The following is a 25,639-nucleotide window of genomic DNA, read 5'->3' as shown; positions in this document are numbered from 1 at the left end:
CGCCACATTTAGGCAAGATTATTGCAAATCAGCGCGGACAAATTCGGCACATCTTTCGCCAATCATGATGCTTGGCGCATTGGTGTTACCCGAAACAAGACGCGGCATGATGCTAGCATCGGCCACATATAGCCCTTCTATGCCCCGATATTTCAAGCGCGCGTCGACAACATCATCGTCATTCGGCCCCATGCGGCAGGTGCCAACAGGGTGGTAGACGGTGTCGGCGCGGCTGCGGATCAGATCGTCAAATGCTGCGTCGTCATTGAGATCCACCGGATGCCGGTTCTGGCCATTATAGGCGGCCAGTGCAGGCGCTTCGAATATGCGGTGCATCGCGCGCACGCCGGCGCGCAGTGTCGCCATGTCGCGGTCATCGCTTAAGAAGGCGGGGTCAATGACTGGAGCGACGCGTGCGTCTGACGACGCCAAACGCACGGTCCCACGGCTTTCCGGGCGCAGAACGCAGGCATGGCAGCTAAAGCCGTGGCCTTTCACTGAGGAACGGCCATGATCTTCCAGCATGGCAGGCACGAAGTGATATTGGATGTCGGGCGCTGGTAAGCTTGGGTCCGAACGCCAGAATCCACCCGCCTCGGCAAAGCAGGTGGTCATGATGCCGGTGCGTTTGCGGCGATGTTCGATGATAGCCATGACCATCTTGGCCGTGCCAGCGAGCGAATCGCCGAAGAAATCATCCTTGGATTGGGTTTTGAAGCTGGAGACATAATCAATATGGTCTTGCAGGTCGGCGCCAACCGCCGCCTTGTCATGGACAATATCGACGCCAACACTGCGTAAATGTTCGGCTGGCCCCATGCCCGATAGCATCAAGATTTGTGGCGAGCCAAAGGCACCTGCGGATAGGATAACCGCCCCGCGCGCTTTGATTGTCCGACGTTTGCGGCCCTGACGAATGACTACGCCCGTGGCGCGGCCATTTTCGACGATGATTTTTTCGGTCAGCGCGCCAGTCAGCACCTCCATACGGTCACGCGCAGGTTCGACATAGGCGCGCGCGGCGGTCCAACGTTCGCCGCCCTTTTGCGTAACCTGATACAGGCCAAAGCCGTCCTGCGTCGCGCCGTTGAAGTCCGAATTGACGGGCAATTGCAATTCGGCAGCGGCTGCAATGAAGGCAAGGCTGCCTGCTTGTGGCCAGCGTTGATCGGAAACTGAAAGCGGCCCGCCCGATCCGTGGAATGGATCTGCGCCGCGCTCATTATCTTCGCAGCGTTTAAAATAGGGCAACACGTCATCATAGGACCAACCATCGCAGCCCAAGGCGGCCCAATTGTCATAGTCATATTTATGGCCGCGAATGTAGACCATCGCGTTGATCGCGCTTGACCCGCCAAGGCCCTTGCCGCGCGGTTGGTAACCCGTGCGACCATTCAGACCCTTTTGCGGGACGGTTTCATATTTATAATTGGACCCATTGCGGATGAACGGCATGAAACCTGGCGTCTTGATCAACATATTATTGTTGTTGCCGCCGGCCTCAATCAAGCAGACCTTATATTTGCCACCTTCGGACAAACGTCCGGCGGCTGCGCTGCCTGCGGAACCACCGCCAATAACAATGATGTCGAATTCGTCCATATCGCCTGCTCCCTCTTCGCGAAGAGGTTTAAGCGGACGACTAATTACTGGCAAGGGTGTAAATAGGCTATGCGTTCACAGTCGGGTCAGCCTTGGCTTTCTGGCTCTCCAGCCATTGCGCCCGAATGCTGTCCGACGTGTCCCGCCTGCCATCATGGCTCCAGCCCGGCGGGCGCCACAGATAGGAAAATTTATGCCGCCATGGTGCCGACCATAGGTCCTGCGCGATACCGATCCATTCATGAAACACACTCCACAACAGGTTGAACGTGCCCAATTGCTTGACGATCCCATAGCGGATTTTTTCGCTCTCGACTTCCTCCGTAAAGGTCCCGAAGATGCGGTCCCAGATGATGAATGTCCCGGCATAATTGCGGTCCAGATAGCGCGGATTGGTCGCGTGATGGACGCGGTGATGGCTGGGCGTGTTCATGACATATTCGATCCAGCGCGGGAATTTGCCAATGGTCTCGGTGTGGATCCAAAATTGATAAATGAGATTGAACGCGCCGACGAACAACAGCATCGCGGGATGGAAGCCCAAAAATGCCAAAGGTATCCGGAAGATAAAACCAAGCGCGATAAAGCCCGTCCATGTTTGGCGCAGCGCGGTTGATAGATTATAATGTTGGCTACTGTGATGGTTCACATGGCTTGCCCAGAACCAGCGCACGCGGTGCCCCGAACGATGCGCCCAATAATATGCAAGATCATCGAGCACAAAGCATAGAGGCCACGCCCACCAGACCCAGCCGATATCGAAAAAGCGATGTTCGTATATCCACATGGCAAGGCTGAACACAAACGCGCCCGTCAATGCGCCCGCAACGGTGCTGCCTGTGCCCAAGGCAAGTGATGTCATCGTATCGCGGGGTTCATATTTTTCTGGGGCGCGCCGCCGCGCCCACAACATCTCTGCGACGATCAGGATGATGAATGCCGGGACCGCATAATCAATGGGGCTGAACAATTCAGGCATGTGGGCGTCCTATATTCAAATGGCGCAGGCCAGCCGCCCAACGCGATGCTTGCGCACCCAGATTCAGTGTCACCGAGCCAAAGGTTTTTTCGCCCGTGCCAACGGTGAGGAAATTTTGGTCAAGCCGTGCTTCATTATGATGATCTAGCAACCGCCCGGCCCATTGCACGCCATGCCGCCGTATCAAAAGGTGCCGACCATCGGCATCGCGCATCAAGGCGGCCATGCCCGCTTTATCAAGGGCGATCTCCACCGGATTGAACCCGCATAGTGTCTCTTGCGCAATTTCGCGTGCTTGCTCTTCGCTGCGGATGCGGACGTCGCCGCCGAGTTTCCAGTATCGCGCAAGCCACGCGATGAACATAATCGCGGCGATCGACCCCGCCAGCTTGAGCAATTCTGCTGTCACGCAGCGCGCCCGCGCAGCATGTCCATCATCGCGGTCACGGGCGTTAAATCATAACCAGCATCCGCGGCTTTTTCCGCCAACACAGCAGGATGTTCGCCCTTGGACGCCTGCGCCAAAGCCCAAAGCAATGTCGAGCGCGTGCCAGAACGGCAATAAGCGAGGATTTTGCCGTCGGCCTTTGCCAGCGCATCCGCCATGGCGGTCACTTGCCATTCGGCAAAGCCAGCATGGGTAACTGGAATGGCGACATAATCCAACCCAGCGGCCCGCGCGGCGGTTTCAATCTCTGTACCGGACGTTTGATCGGCGGATTCATCTTCGGGGCGGTTGTTGATGATAAGTGTTACGCCTGCTTGCGCAGCGTCCATCACGTCGCCAACTGTAATTTGCGGGGCGACAAAGATGCGGTCTGTGAGTTGGCGAAACATCTGAAAAATCCTGTTATAAAATCGCTATAGCAGACGACATTTTACCCGCCATATTTTAATCCGCAATCGATAACAAGGAAGGACAATGCAGCGATAAACTTCGGTCCTAAAATTCCGCAATTACTGACAAAAATTCTTCGCCATAGGCCTCCAGCTTGCGCGCACCGACACCGCTGATCCGGCCCAAGGCACGGATATCGGCTGGCCGGGTCAGCGCCATTTCGCGCAAGGTCGCGTCGTGGAAAATGACATAAGGTGGCACACCAACATTTTCGGCCAATGTCCGGCGTTTGGCCCGCAAGGCTTCAAACAACGGATTGCCAATGGGGTTGTCGGGACGACCAGCGCGGCGTGTGTTGCCGGGTTTCACCACAGCGATTTCAATTTTTTGATCGCCGCGCATAATAATGCGGGCATCGCCGCCAAGTTTCAGGCCGCCATGTTCGTTGGCGACCAACGCGCCGCGCGCTTGCAGTGCACGGGACAAGGGTTTTAGCATCGCGGCCTCGTCGCGGGACACTATGCCAAATACCGAAAGCTCGTCATGCCCGAACTGGGTAATCCGCTCGTCTTTATTGCCTGTCAGGACCTTTTCCAAATGCCCCATGCCAAATCTTTGACCCGTCCGATACGCGGCGGAGAGCAATTTACGGGACAGCTCGGTCGCGTCATGCACATCGGGCGCATGCAGGCAATTGTCACAATTGCCGCAGGATTCAGGCGGGCTTTCGCCAAAATGGCGCAGCAACACCGCGCGGCGGCAGCCGGGGGTTTCGACCAAATGCGCCAAGGCAGCCACGCGCGCCAATTCGGCCTCACGCCGCTCCGGCGCCAACTCGCTCAAGCGACCACGCGCGCGGGTGAAGTCACCTGCCGACCACAGCATGTGCGCGACCGCCGGATCCCCATCGCGCCCCGCCCGGCCGCTTTCCTGATAATAAGATTCAATAGATTTCGGTAGGCCCGCATGCACGACAAAGCGCACATCGGGCTTGTCGATGCCCATGCCGAACGCGACCGTTGCAACCATGACCATATCTTCGGAGGACACAAATTCGGCCTGCGCACGGGCGCGGGTCTGTGGCTCCATACCGGCATGATAATAGAGCACCCTGCGGCCCGTCTCCGCAATCTGCGCGGCGATTTTTTCGGTGCGGTCGCGGGTTTGAGTGTAGACAATGCCTGCACCCTGCAAGCCCTTTACCAATGCCGCGATACCGCTGTTCGCGCTGGCTTCCGCGATGTAGCGGATGTTGGGCCGGTCAAAACCCGCCACCATTACGCCGTCCTTGGGAATACCCAATTGTTCGGCAATATCATCGCGTGTGTGCGTGTCGGCGGTGGCGGTTAGCGCGAGGCGCGGTACATGGGCAAAGTCATCCAGCAAGGGCCGCAGCAAACGATAATCGGGGCGGAAATCATGGCCCCATTCGGACACACAATGCGCCTCATCAATCGCGAACAGGGAAATTTTGGTCTCACGGAGCAGGCTGCGAAATTCTTGCCCCGATGCCCGTTCTGGCGCGACGTATAAGAGATCGAGATTGCCGGAACGGAACCGTGATATGGTTTCGGCGCGGTTGTCGTCGGCGGAGGTCAATGTTGCGGCGCGGATACCCACGGCATCGGCGGCGCGCATCTGGTCATGCATGAGCGCAATCAGTGGGGATATGACGATGCAGGTGCCATCCATGATCACGGCGGGCAATTGATAGCAGAGCGATTTGCCCGCGCCCGTTGGCATGATCGCGAGCGTCCGCCGACCCGCGAGAACGCGCGTCACCACCTGTTCCTGCTGCCCGCGAAAGCCAGCGAAGCCGAACAAGCTGTGCAAAACGTCGGCTGGCGTTTGGGGAGGAGCGACGGAGGCCATTAGAATGCCCTAGCGTGCCCCAAGGGCCAATGACAGAGCGCACATGCCTTTGATTCAAGACGCTTGTGGATAGCGCGTGATTTTACGCGGCGGGAATGGCCTCTGCCTCGGCTTCATTTTGCTGGCGTGCCCACATGTCGGCATAAAGGCCATTTTTGCGCAGAAGTTGCAGATGGGTTCCCTTCTCCGCCACGCGACCTGCCTCCAGCACAATGATCTGATCCGCGTTCACCACGGTCGATAACCGGTGCGCGATGATGATGGTGGTGCGGCGTTCCGAAATGCGCTCCAGCGTGGCCTGAATTTCCGACTCGGTTCGGCTGTCTAAGGCGCTGGTCGCTTCATCCAAGATCAACAAAGGCGGGTTTTTCAGCAAGGTACGGGCAATGGCCACGCGCTGCTTTTCGCCGCCGGATAGCTTTAACCCGCGCTCACCCACTTTAGCGGCATATTGTTCAGGCAACGATTCAATGAAGCCGTGGATCGACGCCCCGCGCGCGGCCTCTTCGATTTCTGCCTGATTGGCGCCTTCGCGGCCATAGCCGATATTGTAGCCGATGGTGTCGTTGAACAAAACGGTATCCTGCGGAACGATGCCGATGGAACTGCGTAGGCTGGACTGCGTCACGGCGCGTACATCCTGCCCATCGATGGTGATACGACCGCCGGTGATATCGTAAAAACGATAGAGCAAACGCGCGATGGTCGACTTGCCCGCACCCGATGGGCCGACCACGGCCAGCGTTTGGCCGGGCTTTATGTCGAAGCTGACGCCGTTTAATATTTGCCGTTCGGCGTCATAGGCAAAATACACATCATCAAACACCACCGCGCCGCCATGGACCGCAAGCGCAGGCGCATTGGGCTTGTCGGTGATTTCGGCGGGCGTATCGATCAGTTCAAACATCGCGGCCATGTCAGTGAGGCCCTGGCGTATTGTGCGATAGACCATGCCCAACATGTCCAATGGCCGAAAAAGCTGTGCCAATAACGTGTTCACCGTCACCACATCGCCTGTGGTAAATTGCCCGCGGGACCAGCCCCAAACGACATAGCCCATGGCGCCAGCCATCATTAGGTTGGTGATCAACGACTGCCCGATATTCAGCGCGGCAAGAGAGTTTTCCGATTTGACGGCGGCATTCGCATAATGGCGCACGACCTCAGCATAGCGGCGGGCCTCGCGCTCTTCCGCGTTGAAATATTTGACCGTTTCATAGTTCAACAGGCTGTCGACAGACTTGGCCACGGTCTGCGTGTCGAGTTCGTTCATTTCCTCGCGCAATTTGTTGCGCCAGTTGGTGATCAGGGTCGTGTAAACAATGTAGCTGACGACCATGATCAGCGTCGCAATGACCATGCCCCAGCCAAATGAAATCTTGAAATATACGGAGACTAAAAACAGCTCCAGCAAGGTAGGTGCGATGTTGAACAACAGGAAATAGAGCATGATGTCGATGCTCTTGGTACCGCGTTCAATCACCTTTGTGACCGCACCGGTGCGGCGGTTCATGTGGAACCGCATCGACAGATTATGCAAATGGCTGAAGACATTTTCGGCCAGACGGCGCGTGGCTTCTTGGCCGACACGTTCAAAGACGACGTTGCGCAAATTGTCGAACAACACCCCGCCAAAACGCGCGCCGGCATAAGCGGCGACCAAGGCGATAGCGATGGCGACACCGTCTTCCATGCCCGGCACCATGCGGTCGATCGCTTGGCCGTAGAGCCATGCCATGCTGAGCTGGATGAGTTTTGAGATAACCACCAGCAGCAGGGCAAAGACAATGCGGACGCGCAAACCCGCTTCGTTCTTCGGCCATAAATAGGGCAAAAATCGCCGCATGACGGCGAAATCTGGCTTGGCATCGTTGGTGGGAGCTAATGGCGGCACTGGGGTCGTATAGTTATTTTATCGCAAAGCACAAAGGCCCATCACGCCTTGTTTGACAGCAACACCCAAGTCGCAACGCCGTTTATGGCCGTGTAGGCGGCGTAGAGGAGCGATACTGCCAAGGATTCAGCATTGGCCAACCACATGGCGCCGATGAGCAAGGCCAGTTCAATGGCGTAGCTTCCATAAGGACCAATATGCCCGCGGAAATAGCGCTTGGTCTCTTCGACATAAGGATGCCCAGATTCCGCCACCGCTTTGTGCATATAAAAATTGGCGATGCCCAATAGAAAGCAGATGGTCAGCAACATGGGCTTTTGATCACGGCCCTTCGCGGATACCACGCGCTTCATTACGTTCCGATTGCCGCTCCAGAGCGACCTTGATCATTGCGATGATGGGGTCGGCCAGTGCAAGCCCCAAAATGCCGAACAACGCACCGAAAAGGATCTGCGCGCCGAGCACTAAAGCAGGGGCCAAATCGACCGCACGTTTTGCGACCATGGGGACGATTAAATAACCGTCCACCGTCTGCACGACGAAATACACGAAAATGGCGTAGAGTCCGACATCAACCCCGGCAGAAAATCCAACGAGGATAATAAGGGCCCCGGATACGATTGCGCCGATATTGGGCAAGAATGCGAGCAGGCCGGTGAGCACACCCAGCAACGCCGCCATCGGCACGCCACCAAGGCTGAGTAACGCCCATGTACCTACGCCTTCAACCGCCATGCCCAGCAGACGACCCGCCATCAGGCGACGCAGGACGCTGCCCATTTTTTCGGCGGTGCCATAAAAATGCGCACGCTCGGCCAATGGGAGCATCCACGCGACACCGCGTTCATATAAGCGGGGCTCGGCTGCGATAAAGATGCCGAGAACCAGCATCATCGCAAGGTTTGTAACCGTGCCTACCACAGACGACACCGCTTCCGTGACGCGGCCCACAGAGTTCAAAATCTGCGAACCCAGGCCCTTCACATCTTCGGCTGAAATGTTGAATCCGGCGGCCTCAAGTTGAATGCCGATTCTTTCTATTTGCGTTTCGACAATGGCCTGCAGGCTTGCGGCTTGCGCGGCCAATTCCGACCCTGTGAAAACAAACGTCCAATACATAAACCCAAAGACAGCCAGAACGACAATCGTCAGGCGAAAGCCACGCGGGATAGGCAATATGCGGCCGAGAAGCCGTGCGCCACCGTCGAACATAGCGGCGAGAACGATGCCGCCAATGATGAGAAGAATGGGCTGCGCAAGCCAGATGACAGCAGCAACCAGGCTGGCCATGCCAATCCATACGGCAGCGCGCTTTATCTCGGAACGAATGAGGGGGTCGTACAGCTCGGTTGGGCCAACCTCTTCGCGAAAGCTGTCGTTCACCTTTGCCGCAGGCTTTTTCCGCGCACGGCGCGGCTTGCTTTGCGCAAGAGGTGCGGCATCACTCACCTTGGCCGACCTTTTCAGGACGCAAGCTGTCGCCCGCGCGATCACCGCGCAGTGCGCTGAACCAGCTTGCCGGATTTAGGCCCGTACTCCCATCAACCGAGAAGGTAATGATCTCGGCACGGCCACCGATGCGATCCCAAGATACGGGGCCGCCAAGGCCGCCAAGCTCTGCTGCCACGCGGCTGTCGGAGCTGTTATCGCGGTTATCCCCCATCAGGAAAACATGGCCGGCAGGGATTTTCACTGGCGCCATGTCATCGGTATCGCGCCTGCGCGCGTCAATGGTGTCATATTGTACCCCGTTGGGTAGGGTTTCGCGCATGATGGGCAAATGGCAGGTCAACACGCCGTCATCACCGCGCCTCAGTGCGCCCGGAAAATCATAGTCATTGCAAGGGCCGTTGGCGTCGACTGGCAAGATCAGGTCGGGCTGGGCTTCCTGTTTCACAGGCTTTCCATTCAGGAAAATCTGGCCCGCGCGCAAGGCGATGGTATCACCCGGCAAGCCAATAACGCGCTTGATCCAGTCTTGATATTTGCCCTTTGGCGTCAATATGACAATGTCCCCGCGCTTCGGCATTTTGCCCCAGATGCGCGTGTTGCTCTCCGGCAACGGCACGGCCAAGGTGTCTACCTCTTCGCGCAACACCAGCCAGCGGAAGATGGCAACAGGATTCGGTATCGTCGGCGACACATGGCTCCATCCATAAGGATATTTGCTCACGAACAGCCGGTCTCCCACCAGCAAGGTTGGCATCATCGAGATCGACGGGATGTAAAATGGCTTTGCAATGAAACTGTGGAAGGCAAGCACGGCAAGTAAAAGCCAGAACATGCCTTTGATCTCCGCCCAAGTTGCGGCGGCCCAGCCTTGCTTTTCAGGTGCAGGTTTTGGCGGTGTTGCCGAAGTGCTGGTTTCGTCGGTGGTCAAACTGGTCATGCCTTTTGCGATCTCAACGCTTCTATAATGACAAATGCCTGTGCCCATGGATGGTCATCGGTCAGTGTCACATGAATATGGGCTTCATAGCCTGAAGGAATCATTGCGTCGAGCCGCGCTTTTGCACCGCCTGTCAGGGATAGGGTCGGCGCACCAGAAGGCCCATTGACGACGCCAATGTCCTTCATAAACACGCCATGTCTGAAACCGGTTCCCACGGCTTTTGAAAAGGCCTCCTTGGCGGCAAAGCGCTTCGCATAGGTTCCCGCTTTGGTAAATGGGCGCTTTGCCGCCTTGGCGCGTTCTACGTCGGTGAAAACACGATTTTCAAATCGCGCACCAAAGCGCTCGATCGACTTTGCGATGCGGTCGATATTACATAGGTCGGAACCCAGCCCAATGATCATCGGGCAAGGTCCATAAGCGCGCGCATTTTACGCACGCTTTCTTCCAAACCAATGAAAATGGCCTCACCGATGAGATAATGCCCGATGTTCAGTTCGGCAAATTGCGGAATGGCGGCAATGGGCTGCACATTATCAAAAGTAAGCCCATGGCCCGCATGGGGCTCGATCCCGTTCTTTGCCGCAAGAGCCGCAGCATCGGCAATCCGGCGTAACTCCAATTCGCGCTCCTCACCTTCCAGATGGGCGTATTTTCCCGTGTGGAATTCAACGATATCTGCTTTCAGGCGCATAGCGGCTTCAATCTGGCGCGCTTCAGGTTCAATGAACAAGCTTACCCTGATGCCCGCGTCGGTGAGCCGCGTGACGATGGGCGCGAGCTGATTATGCTGCCCAGCTGCGTCCAAACCGCCCTCGGTCGTCCGCTCCTCGCGCCGTTCAGGAACGATGCACGCGGCATTGGGTTTATGCCGAAGGGCAATATCAAGCATCTCATCCGTTGCCGCCATTTCCAAATTAATGGGCAAACGGATTTCCCGCATAATTGTGTCTAGATCCGCGTCGCGAATATGCCGGCGGTCTTCACGCAAATGTACGGTGATGCCATCACCGCCAGCCGCCTCAACCATGTGCGCCGCCCGCATCGGATCGGGATGCACGCCGCCGCGCGCATTGCGAATGGTCGCGACATGGTCGATGTTCACGCCCAAGCGTAAGCGGTGTGGCGTGGGCGCTTGCGTAGTCACTTCCGGCTACCGGGCTTTACCGCTTCGGTTGCGGCGAGCTCAGGCGGTAGTTCATCGGACGCGTAGGTCGGAAAGTTCAACTGGATCAGCGGGTAGAACGGCACGCCCAGATCAACAGTGCCCGCCGAACGATCCACTACAGATGCGGCGGCGATAACAATGCCACCAGCCGCTTCGATCGCGGCAATGGCTTCTCGTGAAGACAGGCCAGTAGTGACAACATCTTCAACCATGAGGACTTTGGTGCCGGGCGCGAGCGTAAAGCCACGACGCAAACCAAAAACGCCGTCGGGGCGCTCCACAAACATGGCATCAACACCCAGCGTACGGCCCATTTCATGGCCGATGATGATACCGCCCATAGCGGGCGAAATGACCGCCTGAACCTCCGAACGCACTTCGCGTGGCATTTTTTGGCTGATCGCAAGCGCAATGCGCCCCGCACGTTCGGCGTTCATCAACAGGCGCGCACATTGTAGATAATAAGCGCTATGCCGGCCGGACGATAGTAAGAAATGCCCTTCAAGCAGCGCGTCGACGCTACGGAATTCCGACAGTATTTCATCTTCAGTCATGATGGGGAGAATTTTCCTTGTTGGCCAATGTCGTCTTTTGCATGTCCGGTTTAACGGATTGCAACGCAAATAGGTAGAAGAGTGGTGCATTTAAATGCTAAAAATATTAAATCGACCGCTTGAGGGTTGAGGTTAGCGCGACTATAGGTCGCGCAAGTCCGGCCACCCACGGGTGAACTAGACATGCGCAAAGTTCCTGCGCCGCACCAAGGATACGGGGCCAAGTAGATGAATATGTTGAAGAAATTACTGGTTGTCTTCGCTGCAATGACCATGCCGTCATTGGCGATGGCGCAGCCAGAGAATCCTGCGCCAGCGCCATTGACGAAGGAAGTGGCTGCACCAGTTGTTGCAACGCCTGCTGCGGCAACCACGGCTGCACCCGCCACCGACACGGCCGCGCCAACCGAAGCTGCGCCGAAATCCATGGACGGGTCATTGCCGGGCTATACGCCGATGCGCCCCAATTATGAAGATAGCGTTGGCATGCCAAAGCCGAAGGAAGTGGATTTTCAGGAACAATTCACCGAAAACGGCCAATACGCCAAATGGATCAACAACGCGATCCTGTTGCCGATCATCACCATCATCTCGTTGTTTGTTCTTGGCCTTCTGCTTTGGGTGATCGTGCGTTTCAACCGCCGCGCCAACCCAGTGCCATCAAAGACGACGCACAATACTTTTATCGAAGTCGTATGGACATTAGTCCCTGTGCTCATTCTCTTGGGCATCGCTTACCCGTCGCTCGATCTGTTGGCCAAGCAATTTAAGCCAGCACCGGCAGAGGCCGTCACGATTAAGGCAACTGGCTATCAATGGTATTGGGGCTATACATATCCCGACCATGGCGGGTTCGAAGTTATATCGAACATGTTGAAAGAAGAGAGCGATGTCGCCAAGGGCGAGCGTTTCCGCACTGAAAATGACGGGCCAAAGCTGTTGGCAGTAGACAATCGTATGGTTGTTCCTGCTGGTGTACCCTTGCGTATTCAAACAACTGCAGCCGACGTTATTCACGCATTTGCCGTGCCGTCATTGTGGTTCAAACTTGACGCCGTTCCCGGCCGGTTGAACGAAAAATCGATCACAATTACGAAGCCTGGCGTCTATTTCGGCCAATGTTCCGAACTATGCGGCGCACGTCACGCATTCATGCCGCTTGTGGTGGAAGCACTTCCGCCCGCGCAATTTGCAGCTTGGGTGAAGGCACAAGGCGGATCAATGCCCGGCGAAGAAAAACCTGCACCTGCGGCGCCTGCTGCAGCCGCGACCCCCACTGAAATCGTTGCTGCACCCGCAGCAGCTCCGACCAATTAAGAAGGCCTAGACGGATGACAACCATTGCTGCCACAGGTACCGACCTCCACGCGCATGACCATCATGACGCGGACCACAAGCCGGGCTTTTTCGCCCGTTGGTTCATGTCGACCAATCATAAAGATATCGGAACACTGTATCTGATCTTTGCAATTTTCGCTGGGATCATCGGTGGTGCGATTTCGGGCTTGATGCGTATGGAGCTTGCTGCTCCTGGCATCCAATATCTGCAAGGCTGGGCATCGATCATGGCTGGCAAGGAAGCGTCGCTCGATGAAGCCTATCATATGTGGAACGTGCTGATCACCGCCCATGGCTTGATCATGGTATTCTTCATGGTGATGCCCGCCATTATTGGCGGCTTTGGTAACTGGTTTGTGCCTTTGATGATCGGTGCGCCAGACATGGCGTTCCCACGCATGAACAACATCAGCTTCTGGCTGACCGTTGTGGCCTTCATCATGTTGCTTGGCTCAAGCTTTGTACCCGGCGGTACCGGACTTGGCGCAGGCACTGGCTGGACGGTCTATGCCCCGCTGTCCACTTCAGGCTCGGTTGGGCCCGCTGTCGACATGGCCATTTTCTCGCTTCACTTGGCGGGTGCAGCGTCGATCTTGGGCGCCATCAACTTCATCACCACCATTTTCAACATGCGCGCGCCAGGCATGACCCTGCACAAAATGCCATTGTTCGTGTGGTCGGTGTTGGTCACTGCATTTTTGTTGTTGCTCGCCTTGCCCGTATTGGCGGCGGCGATCACCATGCTTTTGGTTGACCGTAACTTTGGCGGCGCATTCTTCGATGCGGCGGCCGGCGGCGACCCTGTATTGTATCAGCATCTGTTCTGGTTCTTCGGCCATCCCGAAGTGTATATTATGATTTTGCCCGGTTTTGGCATCATCAGCCAAATCGTCGCCACCTTCAGCCGCAAGCCGGTCTTTGGCTATCTCGGCATGGCTTATGCCATGGTCGCGATTGGCGTCGTTGGCTTTGTTGTCTGGGCGCACCACATGTTCACCACGGGCATGAGCGTCGACATGAAAATGTACTTCACCGCGGCAACGATGGTGATTGCGGTGCCCACCGGTATTAAGATCTTCAGCTGGATTGCAACCATGTGGGGCGGTTCGGTTAGCTTCAAGACGCCGATGGTATGGGCCATGGGCTTCATCTTCATGTTCACCGTCGGTGGCGTGACGGGCGTTGTGCTGGCCAATGGCGGTCTCGATGATAACTTGCATGACACTTATTATGTTGTCGCCCACTTCCATTATGTGTTGTCGCTGGGTGCGGTCTTCTCGCTCTTCGCTGGCTTCTATTATTGGTTCGGCAAAATGTCGGGTCGCCACTTGAACGAATTCCTGGGTCATTTGCACTTCTGGATATTCTTCATCGGCGTGAACGTCCTGTTCTTCCCGATGCACTTCCTTGGAAACTCGGGCATGCCGCGTCGTTACCCTGATTATCCTGAGGCCTTTGCGTATTGGAACGGCGTGGCTTCGTTCGGATATGCGATCATGGGCGTTGGGGTGCTGATTTTCTTCGTCAATGTCATCTGGTCGTTGGTCGCTGGCCGCCGTGCAGAAGACAATTATTGGGGTGAAGGTGCGACCACACTTGAGTGGACGCTGACAAGCCCGCCACCATATCACCAGTTCGAAACGCTGCCGGTTATAAAGTAACCGGCGGCGGTTCGCCCGCTTTGAACGTCTCGAACGTTTGGGAACAGGCATGACAACCGCGACGCGTGACATTATATTGCCAGCCGAGTGGCGCGATTTCTGGGCTTTGACTAAGCCCCGGGTCATGTCGCTTGTCGTGTTCACGGCGCTCTGCGGATTATTGGCGGCACCCGGTAGCATTCATCCGGTGATTGGCTTTACCGCGATACTGTGCCTTGCCTTGGGTGCAGGTGCCTGTGGTGCACTGAACCAATATTTCGAAGCGGACATTGACGCCAAAATGGCGCGCACGGCCGCCCGTCCGTTGCCTGCAGGCCGCATGGAACGCGCGTCTGCGCTGAACTTTGGCATTGGCCTTGCCGCTTTCTCGGTGGGCATCATGGGCGTTGCGGTCAATTGGTTATGCGCTGGCCTGCTGGCTTTCTCGATCTTCTTCTACGCGATTGTCTACACGCTGTGGTTGAAGCCCCATACGCCGCAAAATATCGTGATTGGAGGCGCTGCGGGCGCATTTCCTCCCGTCATTGGATGGGCGGCGGTGACGGGCGACGTTACGCTTTTGCCAATCCTCCTTTTCGCGATCATTTTCTTATGGACCCCGCCACATTTCTGGGCGCTCGCCTTGTTTATGAAAACGGATTATGGCGCTGCTGGAATTCCCATGCTCCCTAATGTGAAGGGGCAGCGGGTTACGCGTAACCAGATTTTTGGCTATAGCTTTCCCATGGCAGCGACGGCGATACTGCCGTTCGCTTTGGCCGAAACAGGCTGGGTCTATGGCGCGGCCGCCATTGTCCTGAACCTTCTGTTTTTGGTATTGGCTTTCCGGGTCTGGAAAAACGAGGCCACTGACGCGGCTGCGATGAAGCCGGAGAAGCAGCTTTTTGCTTTCTCGATCCTGTACCTGTTTCTCCTTTTTGCAATTTTCGCCTTTGACCGGATGGTACTATCATGACCCAGAATGAGCCGTCTGCTTATACCGCCGAAGAAACGGCCATTATCCGCAAACGCCAAGCGGGACGCTCGCGTGTGATGGGCATTGCTTTGGTCGGATTGTGTATCTTGTTCTTCTTAATCACTGTGGTGAAAGTGGGAGTCTGGGGCTGATGGCTGTATCTAATGTAAAGACGGGTTTCCTTGCTGCTGGGCTTGCTGTTTCTATGGTGGGCGTCGGTTTCGCGGCGGTGCCTTTATATCGTTTATTCTGTCAGGTGACTGGCTTTGGCGGCACCACGATGCGCGTGGACGCCGCACAGGCCGCTACTGTTCCGGTTTCCAACAAAACGATTGTGGTGCGCTTTGACGCTAATCAGCGCGGCGGCCTGCCTTGGGAGTTCAAACCTGAGCGTCCGACCGAGACTGTCAGCATCGGCGCAAAGGATATGTCGATCTATATTGCGAAGAATCTCTCCAATGAGCCAGTCACTGGCACGGCCACGTTCAACGTGACGCCAGCGCTTGCCGGCCAGTATTTTAACAAGATTCAGTGCTTCTGTTTTACCGAACAGACACTGAAACCCGGTGAACAGGTCCGCATGCCGGTCCTATTCTATGTCGATCCGAAGATTATGACCGACCCGGAAACCAAGGACATTGAAGAAATCACACTTAGTTACACTTTCTATCCTGTCGAGAAGCCAAACATAGTGGACCAGACGGCGAACGGTAGCTAAGACATTTGTTAATCGATAAGACTACAGGGAATTGACCATGGCGGGTGCCAAAAATCACGATTATCATATTTTGCCACCGAGCATTACGCCGCTATTCGGTTCGTTTTCGGCCCTGACGATGTTTTTTGGGTTGGTGATGTGGATGCATCCCGAACAGTTTGCATATGGCAGCCTGGTTTTTGGCGCTGGCTTGATCGCCGTCATCTATACATTCTATGCCTGGTGGGCGGATGTCGTAAATGAGGCGCAATCGGGCGACCATACGCCTGTGGTGCAATTGCACCTGCGCTACGGCATGATCATGTTCATTGCATCTGAAGTCATGTTCTTCGTTGGCTGGTTCTGGGCATGGTTTGATTATTCGTTGTTTCCGGTACCGTTGGAAATCGTCATAGACCCCGAAACCCATGCGTTTACGGTCACCAATTTGATCGGCCAAGAGGGTGCTGCGGCGTTGATGCAATGGCCGCCAAAGGGCCTCGAAGTCCTTGATTCGATGAAGCTTCCTTTACTCAACACATTGATCCTATTGTGTTCGGGCACCACCGTGACTTGGGCGCACCATGCGCTGATCCATGGCGACCGTGAAGGTCTGAAAAAGGGTCTGTGGCTGACTATCTTGCTCGGCCTGCTGTTCAGCGCGATTCAGGCTTATGAATATGCCGTCGCACCTTTTCCCTTTGGCGGATTGAATTATGGGACTGCCTTTTACATGGCGACTGGCTTCCATGGCTTCCACGTCATTGTGGGAACGATCTTTTTGATTGTGTGCCTTGCACGCACCTACAAAGGCCATTTTACACCGAAGCAGCATTTCGGTTTTGAGGCTGCTGCTTGGTATTGGCATTTCGTCGATGTCGTCTGGCTCTTCCTCTTCATCGCGATTTACATCTGGGGTGGCTGGGGCGCACCAGTGCACGCGTAAATGAAACCAGCACAATCCATAGAAGGGCAGCCCAGCATTGCTAAGGCTGCCCTTTTTGGTCTCTGCCCCCAATGTGGGCATAAAACGCTGTTTGCCGGGCTTGGTCAATTTGCCGACACATGCGCGAACTGCGACCTTGATTTCAGCAGCTATAATGTCGGCGATGGTCCGGCTGCTTTGCTCACCTTAGTCATTGGCGCACTGATAATCATACTCGCGTTGTTCGTCGATTCCGCCTTTCGACCGCCCTTTTGGGTGCATGTCATCATTTGGGTGCCGTTTACCGCGGCGCTTACCATTATAACCTTGCGTATGGCAAAAGCCGCGCTTTTGGCTGCGGAGCATCACAACCGCGCGCGAGAAGCTGGAAAGAGTGATCTTCTATGAACCGCCTTCCCGTTATTCCGACCTTATTGGTTGCCCTTGCCGTGGCCACGATGATCGGCCTTGGTATCTGGCAGTTACAACGCAAGGAACAGAAAGACGCCTTGCTGTCGCGTTATGAATCGGCGGTGGGCTTGCCAGCCGTGGTTTGGCCAAAAGTTCCCGATCCTGCGGCACTGCCGCTGTTTCGCCGTTCTAGCCTGTTATGCGGGCGCGTGGTGAAGATTGAAACAGTCTCGGGTTCCAATGCTGCCGGCAAAGCAGGCTTTGCCCATGTTGCGTTTTGCCAGATCGGCGAAGCCGATGGCCCCGATGCCAAAGTGGCTTTTGGCTGGTCCGAACGGCCACAATCACCAAAATGGGGCGGTGGTGCAGTTCAGGGTATCATCGCACCAGACAGCGCGCAGCTCATAAAGCTTGTTTCAACAGATGCGGCCGACGGCGTGGAGATATTGGCGGAGCCGTCGCCAAGTCAGATCCCCAACAACCATCTGCTTTACGCCATCCAGTGGTTCATTTTTGCCGCCGCTGCGACCATCATCTACATTCTCGCGCTTCGAAAGCGCACCAAAGCGTCTTGAACCTGCCGACGGATCTCCTGTTTTACATTGTCGCTGGCGCTGCCGTCATCCTGGTGGGTCTTGCCAAGGGCGGCTTTGCAGGGCTGGGGGCGGCCGCCATCCCTTTGCTGGCGTTGGTTATGGATCCCGTGGCCGCTGCGGGGATGTTGTTGCCGATCCTGATGGTTCAAGATGCCGTCAGTGTCTGGGCATTCCGGGACAGTTATGACGCGCGCACCTTGCTGCTCACCTTACCCGGCGCAGTGGTCGGCATTTTCATGGGCTGGTATCTGGCCTCGGTCATTCCTGCAGACGCCGTGCGCGGGTTTGTAGGCGTCATTGCGCTGGCTTTCGGTACCTACCGCCTTCTGCCTCTATTAGGCCGACCAGTGAAGCTGGCAGGCCCTGCGCCTGAATGGATAGGCACCATCATGGGGGGCGTGGCTGGTTTCACGAGCCAGATTGCCCATGCCGGCGGGCCACCCTTTCAGATTTGGGCCCTGTCGCGCAATTTCCCGCATCTGGTGTTCATCGGCACATCGTCGATATTCTTTGCCATCATCAATTGGCTCAAAGTGCCCGCTTATGCCGCTTTGGGGCAGTTCAACGTGCAGAATATGACGTTGACGGCGATATTCCTACCGCTTGCTATATTGAGCACATTAGCGGGCGTGCGACTGGTCAAACGCGTTTCGCCCGCGCGATTCAACGTCATTATCAATCTCTTGATGGTCATCATCGGTGCCGAACTGATTCGGCAAGCCATCTGGTGACTGCGCCTTATTTGGGCGACAGCACCATCAGCATCTGGCGACCTTCCATGCGGGGATGCGCTTCGATTTTTGCGGTCTCGGTCGTATCCGCCTGAACACGTTGAAGCAGTATCATACCTAATTGTTGGTGCGCCAATTCGCGGCCACGGAAACGCAGTGTGATCTTGACCTTGTCACCTTCTTCGATGAATTCGGCTACCTTCTTCATCTTGACCATATAGTCATGGTCATCGATGTTCGGACGCATCTTGATTTCTTTGATTTCCTGGGTTTTCTGGCTCTTGCGTGCTAAATTGGCCTTTTTCTGGGCCTCATATTTGAACTTGCCGATATCCAGAAATTTGCACACGGGGGGATCAGCGTTCGGGGAAACTTCCACCAGATCGAGCCCAACTTCCGCAGCCTGTGCTATCGCCTCGCGGGTGTACATGACACCCAGATTCTCGCCGTCATCATCAATGACCCGCACTTTTTCAACGGTTATTAGATTATTGTAGCGCGGTCCACTTTTTACAGGTGGGGTCATAGCGCGCCGGGTAGGCGGGGTGGCGATAGTCGATACTCCTTGTGATGTTCGGCAACGCCAATACAGACAATTTGTCGGCAGATAAAGGCTTTAGCAGCACAACCCCTGCTTTTGTTGCACTGTGTGACGCGAAAGCCCATCGGCGCGGGGCAAATTTGGCCGGGTTTTTATTCCGACAACGCTGTCAGGTCGGCCACAGTCAAGATTTGCGGCAACACCCGCGCATCGGCATTGGGCGGATAATAGAGATATAAGGGCACGCCTGAACGGCCATGCTTGGCCAAAAAGCGCGTGATATCGGGGTCTCTGCGCGTGTAATCGCCCACCATCGTCCGTATACCTGCTTTGGCAAAGGCTGTGCTGGTTTCCGTGCGGTCGATCGCAGCCTTCTCATTCACTTTGCACGTCACACACCAGTCGGCGGTGAAGTAGAGAAATACGGGCTTACCCTCCGCGCGCAAACTGGCCAAACGCTCTTCATCAAACGCTACGCTACCTTCTTTCATCGGCTGCGGCGCGGGCGCCTCCATGGCGGCACTGTCCATGATGAGTAAAGCAGCGACGGTGATACCCAATATGGCCCCAACCACAATCTTGCGCGGCGCGCCGCTTTTCTGTTTCCGGCCAAGCTCAAACAGCCGCGACAATATGATTAACGCCGCCGTACCACCAATGAGCACGCCGCTAAAACCCGCCAGCTGATATAGCAGCCACAACAACGCTAAGGATGTGAGCGCCATGGGGACCGCCATCCACTGACGGAAGCGGACCATCCATGGACCGGGGCGGGGCATGCGTTTGCGCAAAAGTGGGATGAACGCAATGGCAAGAAAGGGTAGAGCAAGGCCAAGGCCAAGGCCTGCAAAAATCAGCAGTGCCAGGCTTGCGGGCAACAACAAAGCCGCGCCCATGGCGGCCGCCATGAATGGCCCTGTACAGGGTGTTGCGACCACCGCCGCCAGCACGCCTGTCCAAAATGACCCGGACATGCCGCCCTGGCGCGTCAGTTTTTCGCCTGCACCGATACCGCCGACGTCAAACACGCCAGCCAGATTGGCCGTAACCGCAACCATGAGCAACAACAGCAGCAACACAATTGCGGGATCTTGTAACTGGAAGGCCCAGCCCACCTCTTCGCCCGCGGCGCGCAAGGCCAGCATGATACCACCCAGCACAAGGCAGCTCAGGATGATGCCGACGGTGTAGGCAACGGCATCACGCCGCGCTTCGCCTTCATCACCGCCCATTTTGGCAAGGCTCAACGCTTTCAATCCCAATATCGGGAATACGCAAGGCATCAGGTTCAGGAGCAAGCCGCCAAGCACCGAGAAAGCGAGTACCCAGCCAAAGCCAAGTGCGGGTTCTTGCCCCTCAGCTGCTGCACCTTTATCCAGAATGGATATGGCTGCCCCGCCTGTTGGGATAGTACCGGGCGTAGCGCGCACCTCAAGCCCCTGCGCATCGTTGAAACGCAATAGGCCCTCAATCTCGCCAGCAAAGGGCTCTTTCACTTCGCCACTGACGATCAACCAATCGCCGCTTCGTCGCGCCGTTTGCGGGGCGGCGTAGCGGAACAGATTTTCGCTCTGCGCAAAAAACCAAACGCGACTTGCGTCGGCGCTGCGTGGATAGGGGATAGCGATATCAATGCGGTTGCCTTCAATGGCGTAGAGCGCCTTGCGGTCCAGCGGCACGGGCAATGCGCTGCGCCACACATCAAAACGCGCGCGGTCGGGCTTGGCCATGGTTCCGGAACCAATGGTCATGGGTGCTGACAATGTTGCGCTTTCGGGCACGCAGACCAGATCGGAGCAGGCCGACCAGCGCGCGTTGACCTTGATGTCCAAATTTTGCCCAACAATGGCGCTTTGCGGAATTTTAAGATCCACCAGAAAGGCATGCTTTGCCTTGTAAATATGGTTCATGAAACCGCTGACGATAAGGGTTTCGGGCACGGGCGCACGGATGGGCCCAGCGCTGACACCCGCGGGCAATATCCATGACAACTTAAGCGGGGTTCCGGCATCACCCGGGTTCACCCAATAATCATGCCAACCGGGTTTCGGGTCCATGACAATCGCGACGGTCACAATATCCCCGGGCGCGGGGCTTTGTGTCTCGGTTTCCATCGACGCACGCACATATTGGGGTGGCACTTGCGCATGCGCCATGCCCGCCGCGACAAACAGCGCCAGCAGGAACAGGCACAGACGCAACGCGATATGCATAGGCCTCGTAAATTCTGGCGACAGGGTGGCGTTGCGTTTCATGTAAAGCTTAATGGCACAATGCACTCTATATAGGACAGCGGATTATTCAGACCCCAGTTGCATGGGGCCCGCCCCCATAGATGGCATCGCCTTGGCCTTTTTCCAGCCGCCATGCAGATAATAGGCAATCGACAGGATGCAGGATGCAATCGCGGTCGCGACAAATGACCCCCAAATGGCATCCGCGCCAAAACGGTCGTATAGGCCGAAGCCGAAGCTGAAACGCACCAAAACGGCGCTGAATATCAGAATAAGGAGCGGCGCAAGCACGGCGCCATTTGCACGCACGGCAAAGGTCACAACAACCGACACGCCCATCAGGACGAAGGTCCACCCAATGATATGGTTGATGTGAATAGCGATATCGATGGCGGGGCTGCCGCTTGGCAGGAACAGGCCAAGCAATGGCGTAGCAAACAAGGTCATGAGTAAGATCAACACCCCTGCCAATAGCAGGTTAATCCCAATCCCCGACCACACGACGCGGCCAACGCGGTCCCATTTATTGGCGCCGATATTCTGCGCGACCATCGCGCTGACGGCGCTGCCCACGGCGACCGCTGGCATCTGCACATAGCTCCAAAGCTGGTTCATCACGCCAAATGCCGCAGTTGTATTTACGCCCTCCCGATTGACGAGGCCAATCATCACCACAGCAGAGCCCGACATGATGATCATCGACAGGCCCATCGGCAGGCCCATGCGCGCAATCGGTTTCAAGAACCGCGCATCTGGCTGAAGCCATTTCAACTCATGCCCGCGCAGGCGGATGGTCAGGTCAAGCGCATAGACCTTGCGCAGCAGCAGGCCCAAGCTAATCAGGCCGGCAAGGATGGTCGCCAGTGCCGATCCAGCGATACCCATTGCGGGTATGGGGCCAAAGCCCAAGATGAAAATCGGGTTTAAGATGATGTCGAGCACCACGTTCAGCACCGTGTTCCAAAATGGCGTCACCGAATCCCCCACACCGCGCAGGGATGACGCAACAAGCACCATGACGAATGAGGCTGGCATCGACAGAAAGATGACGCGTAAATATGCAAGTGCGAGCGGATAGACTGTTTCCGGTGTTGCCATCAGGCGCAGCATGTGGGGCGCAAAGATCCAGCCAGCCGCCGCAGTGACAAGGCCAGCTGCAAGGAAAATGCCGAATGCGGTACCCATGATACGGCGGACAGATTCGACGTCGCGGCGGCCCATATTCTGGCCAATCAAAATGGTCGTCGCCATGGTGAAGCCGAACAAAGTGGATAACATCAAAAACATGATGAGCCCTGCATTGGCCGACGCAGCCAGCGCCTCCTCACCCAAAAATTGACCGATCCACACCGAATTAACCGAATGGTTCAGCGACTGGAGAATGTTCACGCCAAGCGACGGCAGCGCGAACAGGAACAAGGTCTTGGCCACTGGACCAATGGTCAGGTCGCGTTGATGGGCGGGCGTAGCTATGCTGAAATACCTTTTTGGTTAGTGGTTTGGATGGCAGTCATCCCAACCGCTTTAACGCCGCAGTCAGCCGCTCGGCCTCGGCAGCTTTCTCGGCATGGTCCGCACGCGCCTTTTCCACGGCTTCGGGCTTGGCCTTTTCCACAAACGCCGCATTGGCCAAACGCCCCGCTAGCGCATCACGCTCTTTGGTGGCTGCCTCAATGGCTTTGCTGATCCGGCTGCGCTCGGCGTCGAGGTCGATGATACCATCAAGCGCGAAAACGATGGTGTCGTCGCCCACAATGATTTGTGCGACATTGTTTGTTGCAACGGGCGCAAAGACAAAATCGTCGATGCGACCGAGCCGTGACAAGGCTGCCCCCTGACGCTCGATTATGGCAATCGTGGCGGTCTGTGGGCCGGCAATATTCGCGGTCAGGCGTGTGCCTGGCGCGATATTCAACTCCGCCTTGAAGGAACGGGTTTTGCTGATCGTGTCGATGACCCAATAGATTTCGGCAACCGCCCCTGCATCAACAGTGGCATTTGGTTCCGGCCATTGGGCGTGAATGATGTCATAGCCGCGCGGTGTCGCGGGGTCGGACAAAGCGTGCCATAATTCTTCGGTAATGAACGGCATGAAGGGGTGGAGCATCACCAAAATCTGGTCGAGCGCCCAGCCAGCGACGATTTTGGATTCCGCATCCATCTCGCCTTTTTCGCCGTCTACGAAAGCTGGCTTGATCAGTTCGAGATACCAGTCACAAAACTGGTCGAACACCATGTGGTACAGCACATCGGCCATGCCGTCGAAACGGAATTCGGCAAACGCTTTGTTCAGCTTTTGGACGGTGCTGACAACTTCGCCAATGATCCAGCGGTTGACTGCCAATTCGGCCTTTGGCGCATGCACGCTGTGCGATCCGCCGATGCCGTTGGATTGCGCAAAACGGGCTGCGTTCCACAGCTTCGTCGCGAAATTGCGGTAACCGGCGACACGACTTTCATCCATTTTAATGTCGCGGCCTTGGCTTTCCATAGCCGCCATGAAGAAGCGCAGGGCATCCGCGCCATATTGGTCAATCAGGCCCAACGGGTCGACCGTATTGCCCTTTGACTTCGACATTTTGCTGCCATCCGCCGCGCGGACAAGGCCGTGCAGATAGAGCGTTTTCCAAGGCACTTCTTTCATGAAGTGAATGCCCTGCATCGCCATCCGCGCATCCCAGAAAAACAATATGTCAAAACCTGAAATCAGCACATCATTGGGATAATGGCGGTTGAGCATGGTTTGAGAATCCGCGCCCGCATCGTCCGGCCAACCCAAAGTGCCAAACGGCCAAAGCGCAGACGAGAACCATGTGTCGAGGACGTCGGGGTCGCGCGTCAGTTCGACGCCCGCGCCTGCAAGCGCCTGCGCGGCCTCTTCGGTTTCGGCGACATAGCATGTGCCGTCGGCGGCAAACCACGCTGGTATCTGGTGCCCCCACCACAGCTGGCGGGAGACGCACCATGGCTGGATATTCTCCATCCAGTTGAAATAGGTTTTTTCCCAAGACTTCGGCACGATGTCGAAACCGCCATTGGCCTTGCCTTTGCGCGCGGCTTCGATGGCTGGCTTGGCAAGTGTTTCGGCGTCGACATACCATTGGTCGGTCAACCAAGGCTCAATCACTTGACCTGACCGGTCGCCAAAGGGGGTTTGGATGACGCGGTCTTCGACCTTTTCGAGCAGCCCCAAAGCGTCCATCGCCTCGACCACCATCTTGCGGGCGTTGGTTGGTTCGCCTTCAATCCCAAAGCGATATTGTCCGATATATTCGGCTGGAATACGTCCATCGGCGGTCTGCACAACGCGGCCTTCGCCGTCGAGCATGTTGAACATATCGCTTGCCTTGAAACCGGCGCGCTTGCCAACTTCAAAGTCGTTGAAATCATGTCCCGGTGTGATTTTCACGGCGCCGGAACCCAATTCGGGGTCGGCATGTTCGTCCGTGACAATGGGAATCAAACGGCCCGTGATGGGCAAGCGGACATTTTTGCCCACCAGATGCGCATAACGTTCATCCGACAGGTTCACCGCGACGGCCATATCGGCCAGCATCGTTTCCGGGCGCGTGGTGGCAACGCTTATGAAGCCGCTGCCATCCTCCAACGGATATTTGAAATGCCAAAATTTGCCATTGATCTCGCGGGTTTCGACCTCAAGATCCGAAATCGCGGTTTTCAGGCCGGGGTCCCAATTGACGAGGCGCTTGTCGCGGTAGAGCAGTCCCTGGTTGTAAAGATCGACAAACACCTTGATGACAGCCTTTGAAAAGCCTTCATCCATGGTGAAGCGTTCATTTTCCCAATCCATGGAACAGCCAAGACGGCGCAACTGGCCAGTAATCTCGCCGCCACTTTCCGCCTTCCATTCCCACACCTTGGCGACAAATTCGTCGCGGGTGAAATCGGTGCGCTTTTGCCCTTGGGCATTGAGCTGACGTTCGACGACCATCTGTGTCGCAATGCCCGCATGGTCTGTGCCGACGACCCATAACGCATCCTTGCCCTGCAAACGCGCGTGGCGAATGAGGATATCCTGCAAGGTGTTGTCGAGCGCATGGCCGATGTGCAGGCTGCCCGTCACATTGGGCGGCGGGTTGACGATTGTATACGGCTCGGCATGGGGGCGATCAGGACGAAATGCGCCCGTGGATTCCCAATGCGCATACCATTTCGCCTCAATCGCGGCGGGGTCGAAAGTCTTATCGATAGTCATGGCTGTGTGCCATAACGAGCCTAGCCAGAAAGGGA

General features: G+C 56.2%; 25 protein-coding genes. 9 read left to right on the top strand and 16 right to left on the bottom strand.

Annotated elements, in window-relative coordinates:
• Window positions 1–18: 18 nt before the first annotated feature.
• The 12 genes from Q0O33_RS04465 to pyrE all read right to left on the bottom strand — a co-directional run bounded on the left by Q0O33_RS04465 (window position 19) and on the right by pyrE (window position 11,299).
• Window positions 19–1,602 (bottom strand): GMC family oxidoreductase N-terminal domain-containing protein, encoded by a 1,584-nt coding sequence (locus tag Q0O33_RS04465; protein ID WP_295496611.1) that lies wholly within the window; start codon window positions 1,600–1,602, stop codon window positions 19–21.
• 67 nt (window positions 1,603–1,669) lie between these two features.
• Window positions 1,670–2,581, bottom strand: coding sequence for a sterol desaturase family protein (locus Q0O33_RS04460; protein WP_295496608.1), 912 nt, complete (start codon window positions 2,579–2,581; stop codon window positions 1,670–1,672).
• Window positions 2,574–2,990, bottom strand: coding sequence for a hypothetical protein (locus Q0O33_RS04455; protein WP_295496605.1), 417 nt, complete (start codon window positions 2,988–2,990; stop codon window positions 2,574–2,576). Before Q0O33_RS04455 ends, Q0O33_RS04460 begins: the two co-directional genes overlap by 8 nt.
• Window positions 2,987–3,418 carry a TIGR01244 family sulfur transferase gene (locus Q0O33_RS04450; protein WP_295496602.1) on the bottom strand — a complete coding sequence of 144 codons (432 nt, stop codon included), beginning with the start codon at window positions 3,416–3,418 and terminating at the stop codon, window positions 2,987–2,989. The genes Q0O33_RS04455 and Q0O33_RS04450 overlap by 4 nt, the downstream gene beginning before the upstream one ends.
• A gap of 106 nt (window positions 3,419–3,524) precedes the next feature.
• Window positions 3,525–5,291 carry a DNA helicase RecQ gene (gene recQ, locus Q0O33_RS04445; RefSeq protein WP_295496600.1) on the bottom strand — a complete coding sequence of 589 codons (1,767 nt, stop codon included), beginning with the start codon at window positions 5,289–5,291 and terminating at the stop codon, window positions 3,525–3,527.
• Window positions 5,292–5,373: 82 nt separating this feature from the next.
• Window positions 5,374–7,137, bottom strand: coding sequence for an ABC transporter ATP-binding protein/permease (locus Q0O33_RS04440; RefSeq protein WP_295496672.1), 1,764 nt, complete (start codon window positions 7,135–7,137; stop codon window positions 5,374–5,376).
• Window positions 7,138–7,226: 89 nt separating this feature from the next.
• Window positions 7,227–7,538 carry a hypothetical protein gene (locus tag Q0O33_RS04435; protein ID WP_295496597.1) on the bottom strand — a complete coding sequence of 104 codons (312 nt, stop codon included), beginning with the start codon at window positions 7,536–7,538 and terminating at the stop codon, window positions 7,227–7,229.
• Window positions 7,507–8,568 (bottom strand): AI-2E family transporter, encoded by a 1,062-nt coding sequence (locus Q0O33_RS04430; RefSeq protein ID WP_295496670.1) that lies wholly within the window; start codon window positions 8,566–8,568, stop codon window positions 7,507–7,509. Before Q0O33_RS04430 ends, Q0O33_RS04435 begins: the two co-directional genes overlap by 32 nt.
• A gap of 58 nt (window positions 8,569–8,626) precedes the next feature.
• Entirely contained in the window at window positions 8,627–9,574 is a 948-nt protein-coding gene (gene lepB, locus Q0O33_RS04425) for a signal peptidase I (RefSeq protein ID WP_295496594.1), read from the bottom strand.
• On the bottom strand, window positions 9,571–9,981 hold the full coding sequence (acpS, locus tag Q0O33_RS04420) for a holo-ACP synthase (RefSeq protein WP_295496591.1): 411 nt from the start codon (window positions 9,979–9,981) through the stop codon (window positions 9,571–9,573). The genes lepB and acpS overlap by 4 nt, the downstream gene beginning before the upstream one ends.
• Entirely contained in the window at window positions 9,978–10,724 is a 747-nt protein-coding gene (locus Q0O33_RS04415; RefSeq protein WP_295496588.1) for a pyridoxine 5'-phosphate synthase, read from the bottom strand. The genes acpS and Q0O33_RS04415 overlap by 4 nt, the downstream gene beginning before the upstream one ends.
• A complete protein-coding gene (gene pyrE / locus Q0O33_RS04410) occupies window positions 10,721–11,299 on the bottom strand; it encodes an orotate phosphoribosyltransferase (protein WP_295496585.1) in 579 nt (192 codons plus the stop codon). Before pyrE ends, Q0O33_RS04415 begins: the two co-directional genes overlap by 4 nt.
• Window positions 11,300–11,527: 228 nt before the next feature.
• On the opposite strand from pyrE, the gene coxB reads away from it, so the two are divergent.
• Genes coxB through Q0O33_RS04365 form a run of 9 tightly spaced genes read left to right on the top strand, consistent with a single transcriptional unit; the run spans window position 11,528 to window position 18,613 of the window.
• A complete protein-coding gene (gene coxB, locus Q0O33_RS04405; RefSeq protein ID WP_295496582.1) occupies window positions 11,528–12,616 on the top strand; it encodes a cytochrome c oxidase subunit II in 1,089 nt (362 codons plus the stop codon).
• Window positions 12,617–12,630: 14 nt separating this feature from the next.
• Window positions 12,631–14,298, top strand: a complete 1,668-nt coding sequence (ctaD, locus tag Q0O33_RS04400; RefSeq protein WP_295496579.1) for a cytochrome c oxidase subunit I — start codon at window positions 12,631–12,633, stop codon at window positions 14,296–14,298.
• 49 nt (window positions 14,299–14,347) lie between these two features.
• Window positions 14,348–15,253 carry a heme o synthase gene (locus Q0O33_RS04395; RefSeq protein WP_295496575.1) on the top strand — a complete coding sequence of 302 codons (906 nt, stop codon included), beginning with the start codon at window positions 14,348–14,350 and terminating at the stop codon, window positions 15,251–15,253.
• Window positions 15,250–15,405, top strand: coding sequence for a hypothetical protein (locus Q0O33_RS04390; protein ID WP_185739837.1), 156 nt, complete (start codon window positions 15,250–15,252; stop codon window positions 15,403–15,405). Before Q0O33_RS04395 ends, Q0O33_RS04390 begins: the two co-directional genes overlap by 4 nt.
• On the top strand, window positions 15,405–15,971 hold the full coding sequence (locus tag Q0O33_RS04385; RefSeq protein ID WP_295496570.1) for a cytochrome c oxidase assembly protein: 567 nt from the start codon (window positions 15,405–15,407) through the stop codon (window positions 15,969–15,971). The genes Q0O33_RS04390 and Q0O33_RS04385 overlap by 1 nt, the downstream gene beginning before the upstream one ends.
• Before the next feature lie 37 nt (window positions 15,972–16,008).
• Window positions 16,009–16,896, top strand: a complete 888-nt coding sequence (locus Q0O33_RS04380; RefSeq protein ID WP_295496566.1) for a cytochrome c oxidase subunit 3 — start codon at window positions 16,009–16,011, stop codon at window positions 16,894–16,896.
• Complete coding sequence (locus Q0O33_RS04375) at window positions 16,897–17,283, top strand: DUF983 domain-containing protein (RefSeq protein ID WP_295496564.1); 387 nt, start codon at window positions 16,897–16,899, stop codon at window positions 17,281–17,283. It begins immediately after the preceding gene.
• Window positions 17,280–17,861 carry an SURF1 family protein gene (locus tag Q0O33_RS04370; protein ID WP_295496561.1) on the top strand — a complete coding sequence of 194 codons (582 nt, stop codon included), beginning with the start codon at window positions 17,280–17,282 and terminating at the stop codon, window positions 17,859–17,861. Before Q0O33_RS04375 ends, Q0O33_RS04370 begins: the two co-directional genes overlap by 4 nt.
• Window positions 17,858–18,613 (top strand): sulfite exporter TauE/SafE family protein, encoded by a 756-nt coding sequence (locus Q0O33_RS04365; RefSeq protein WP_366048244.1) that lies wholly within the window; start codon window positions 17,858–17,860, stop codon window positions 18,611–18,613. The genes Q0O33_RS04370 and Q0O33_RS04365 overlap by 4 nt, the downstream gene beginning before the upstream one ends.
• Before the next feature lie 7 nt (window positions 18,614–18,620).
• On the opposite strand, the gene infC is transcribed toward Q0O33_RS04365, so the two are convergent.
• The 4 genes from infC to Q0O33_RS04345 form a co-directional block, all read right to left on the bottom strand.
• Complete coding sequence (gene infC, locus Q0O33_RS04360) at window positions 18,621–19,139, bottom strand: translation initiation factor IF-3 (protein ID WP_295496558.1); 519 nt, start codon at window positions 19,137–19,139, stop codon at window positions 18,621–18,623.
• Between the two features lie 167 nt (window positions 19,140–19,306).
• Window positions 19,307–21,367 carry a thioredoxin family protein gene (locus tag Q0O33_RS04355; RefSeq protein ID WP_295496555.1) on the bottom strand — a complete coding sequence of 687 codons (2,061 nt, stop codon included), beginning with the start codon at window positions 21,365–21,367 and terminating at the stop codon, window positions 19,307–19,309.
• Window positions 21,368–21,451: 84 nt separating this feature from the next.
• Window positions 21,452–22,819, bottom strand: coding sequence for an MATE family efflux transporter (locus Q0O33_RS04350; RefSeq protein ID WP_295496553.1), 1,368 nt, complete (start codon window positions 22,817–22,819; stop codon window positions 21,452–21,454).
• 79 nt (window positions 22,820–22,898) lie between these two features.
• On the bottom strand, window positions 22,899–25,604 hold the full coding sequence (locus Q0O33_RS04345; RefSeq protein ID WP_295496551.1) for a valine--tRNA ligase: 2,706 nt from the start codon (window positions 25,602–25,604) through the stop codon (window positions 22,899–22,901).
• Between the last annotated feature and the right edge of the window lie 35 nt (window positions 25,605–25,639).

The organism is Sphingorhabdus sp. EL138 (assembly GCF_945862485.1).
Lineage (GTDB): Bacteria > Pseudomonadota > Alphaproteobacteria > Sphingomonadales > Sphingomonadaceae > Sphingorhabdus_B.
Note: the sequence above shows the minus strand (reverse complement) of the source record. Positions and strands in the feature narration are given on the sequence as shown.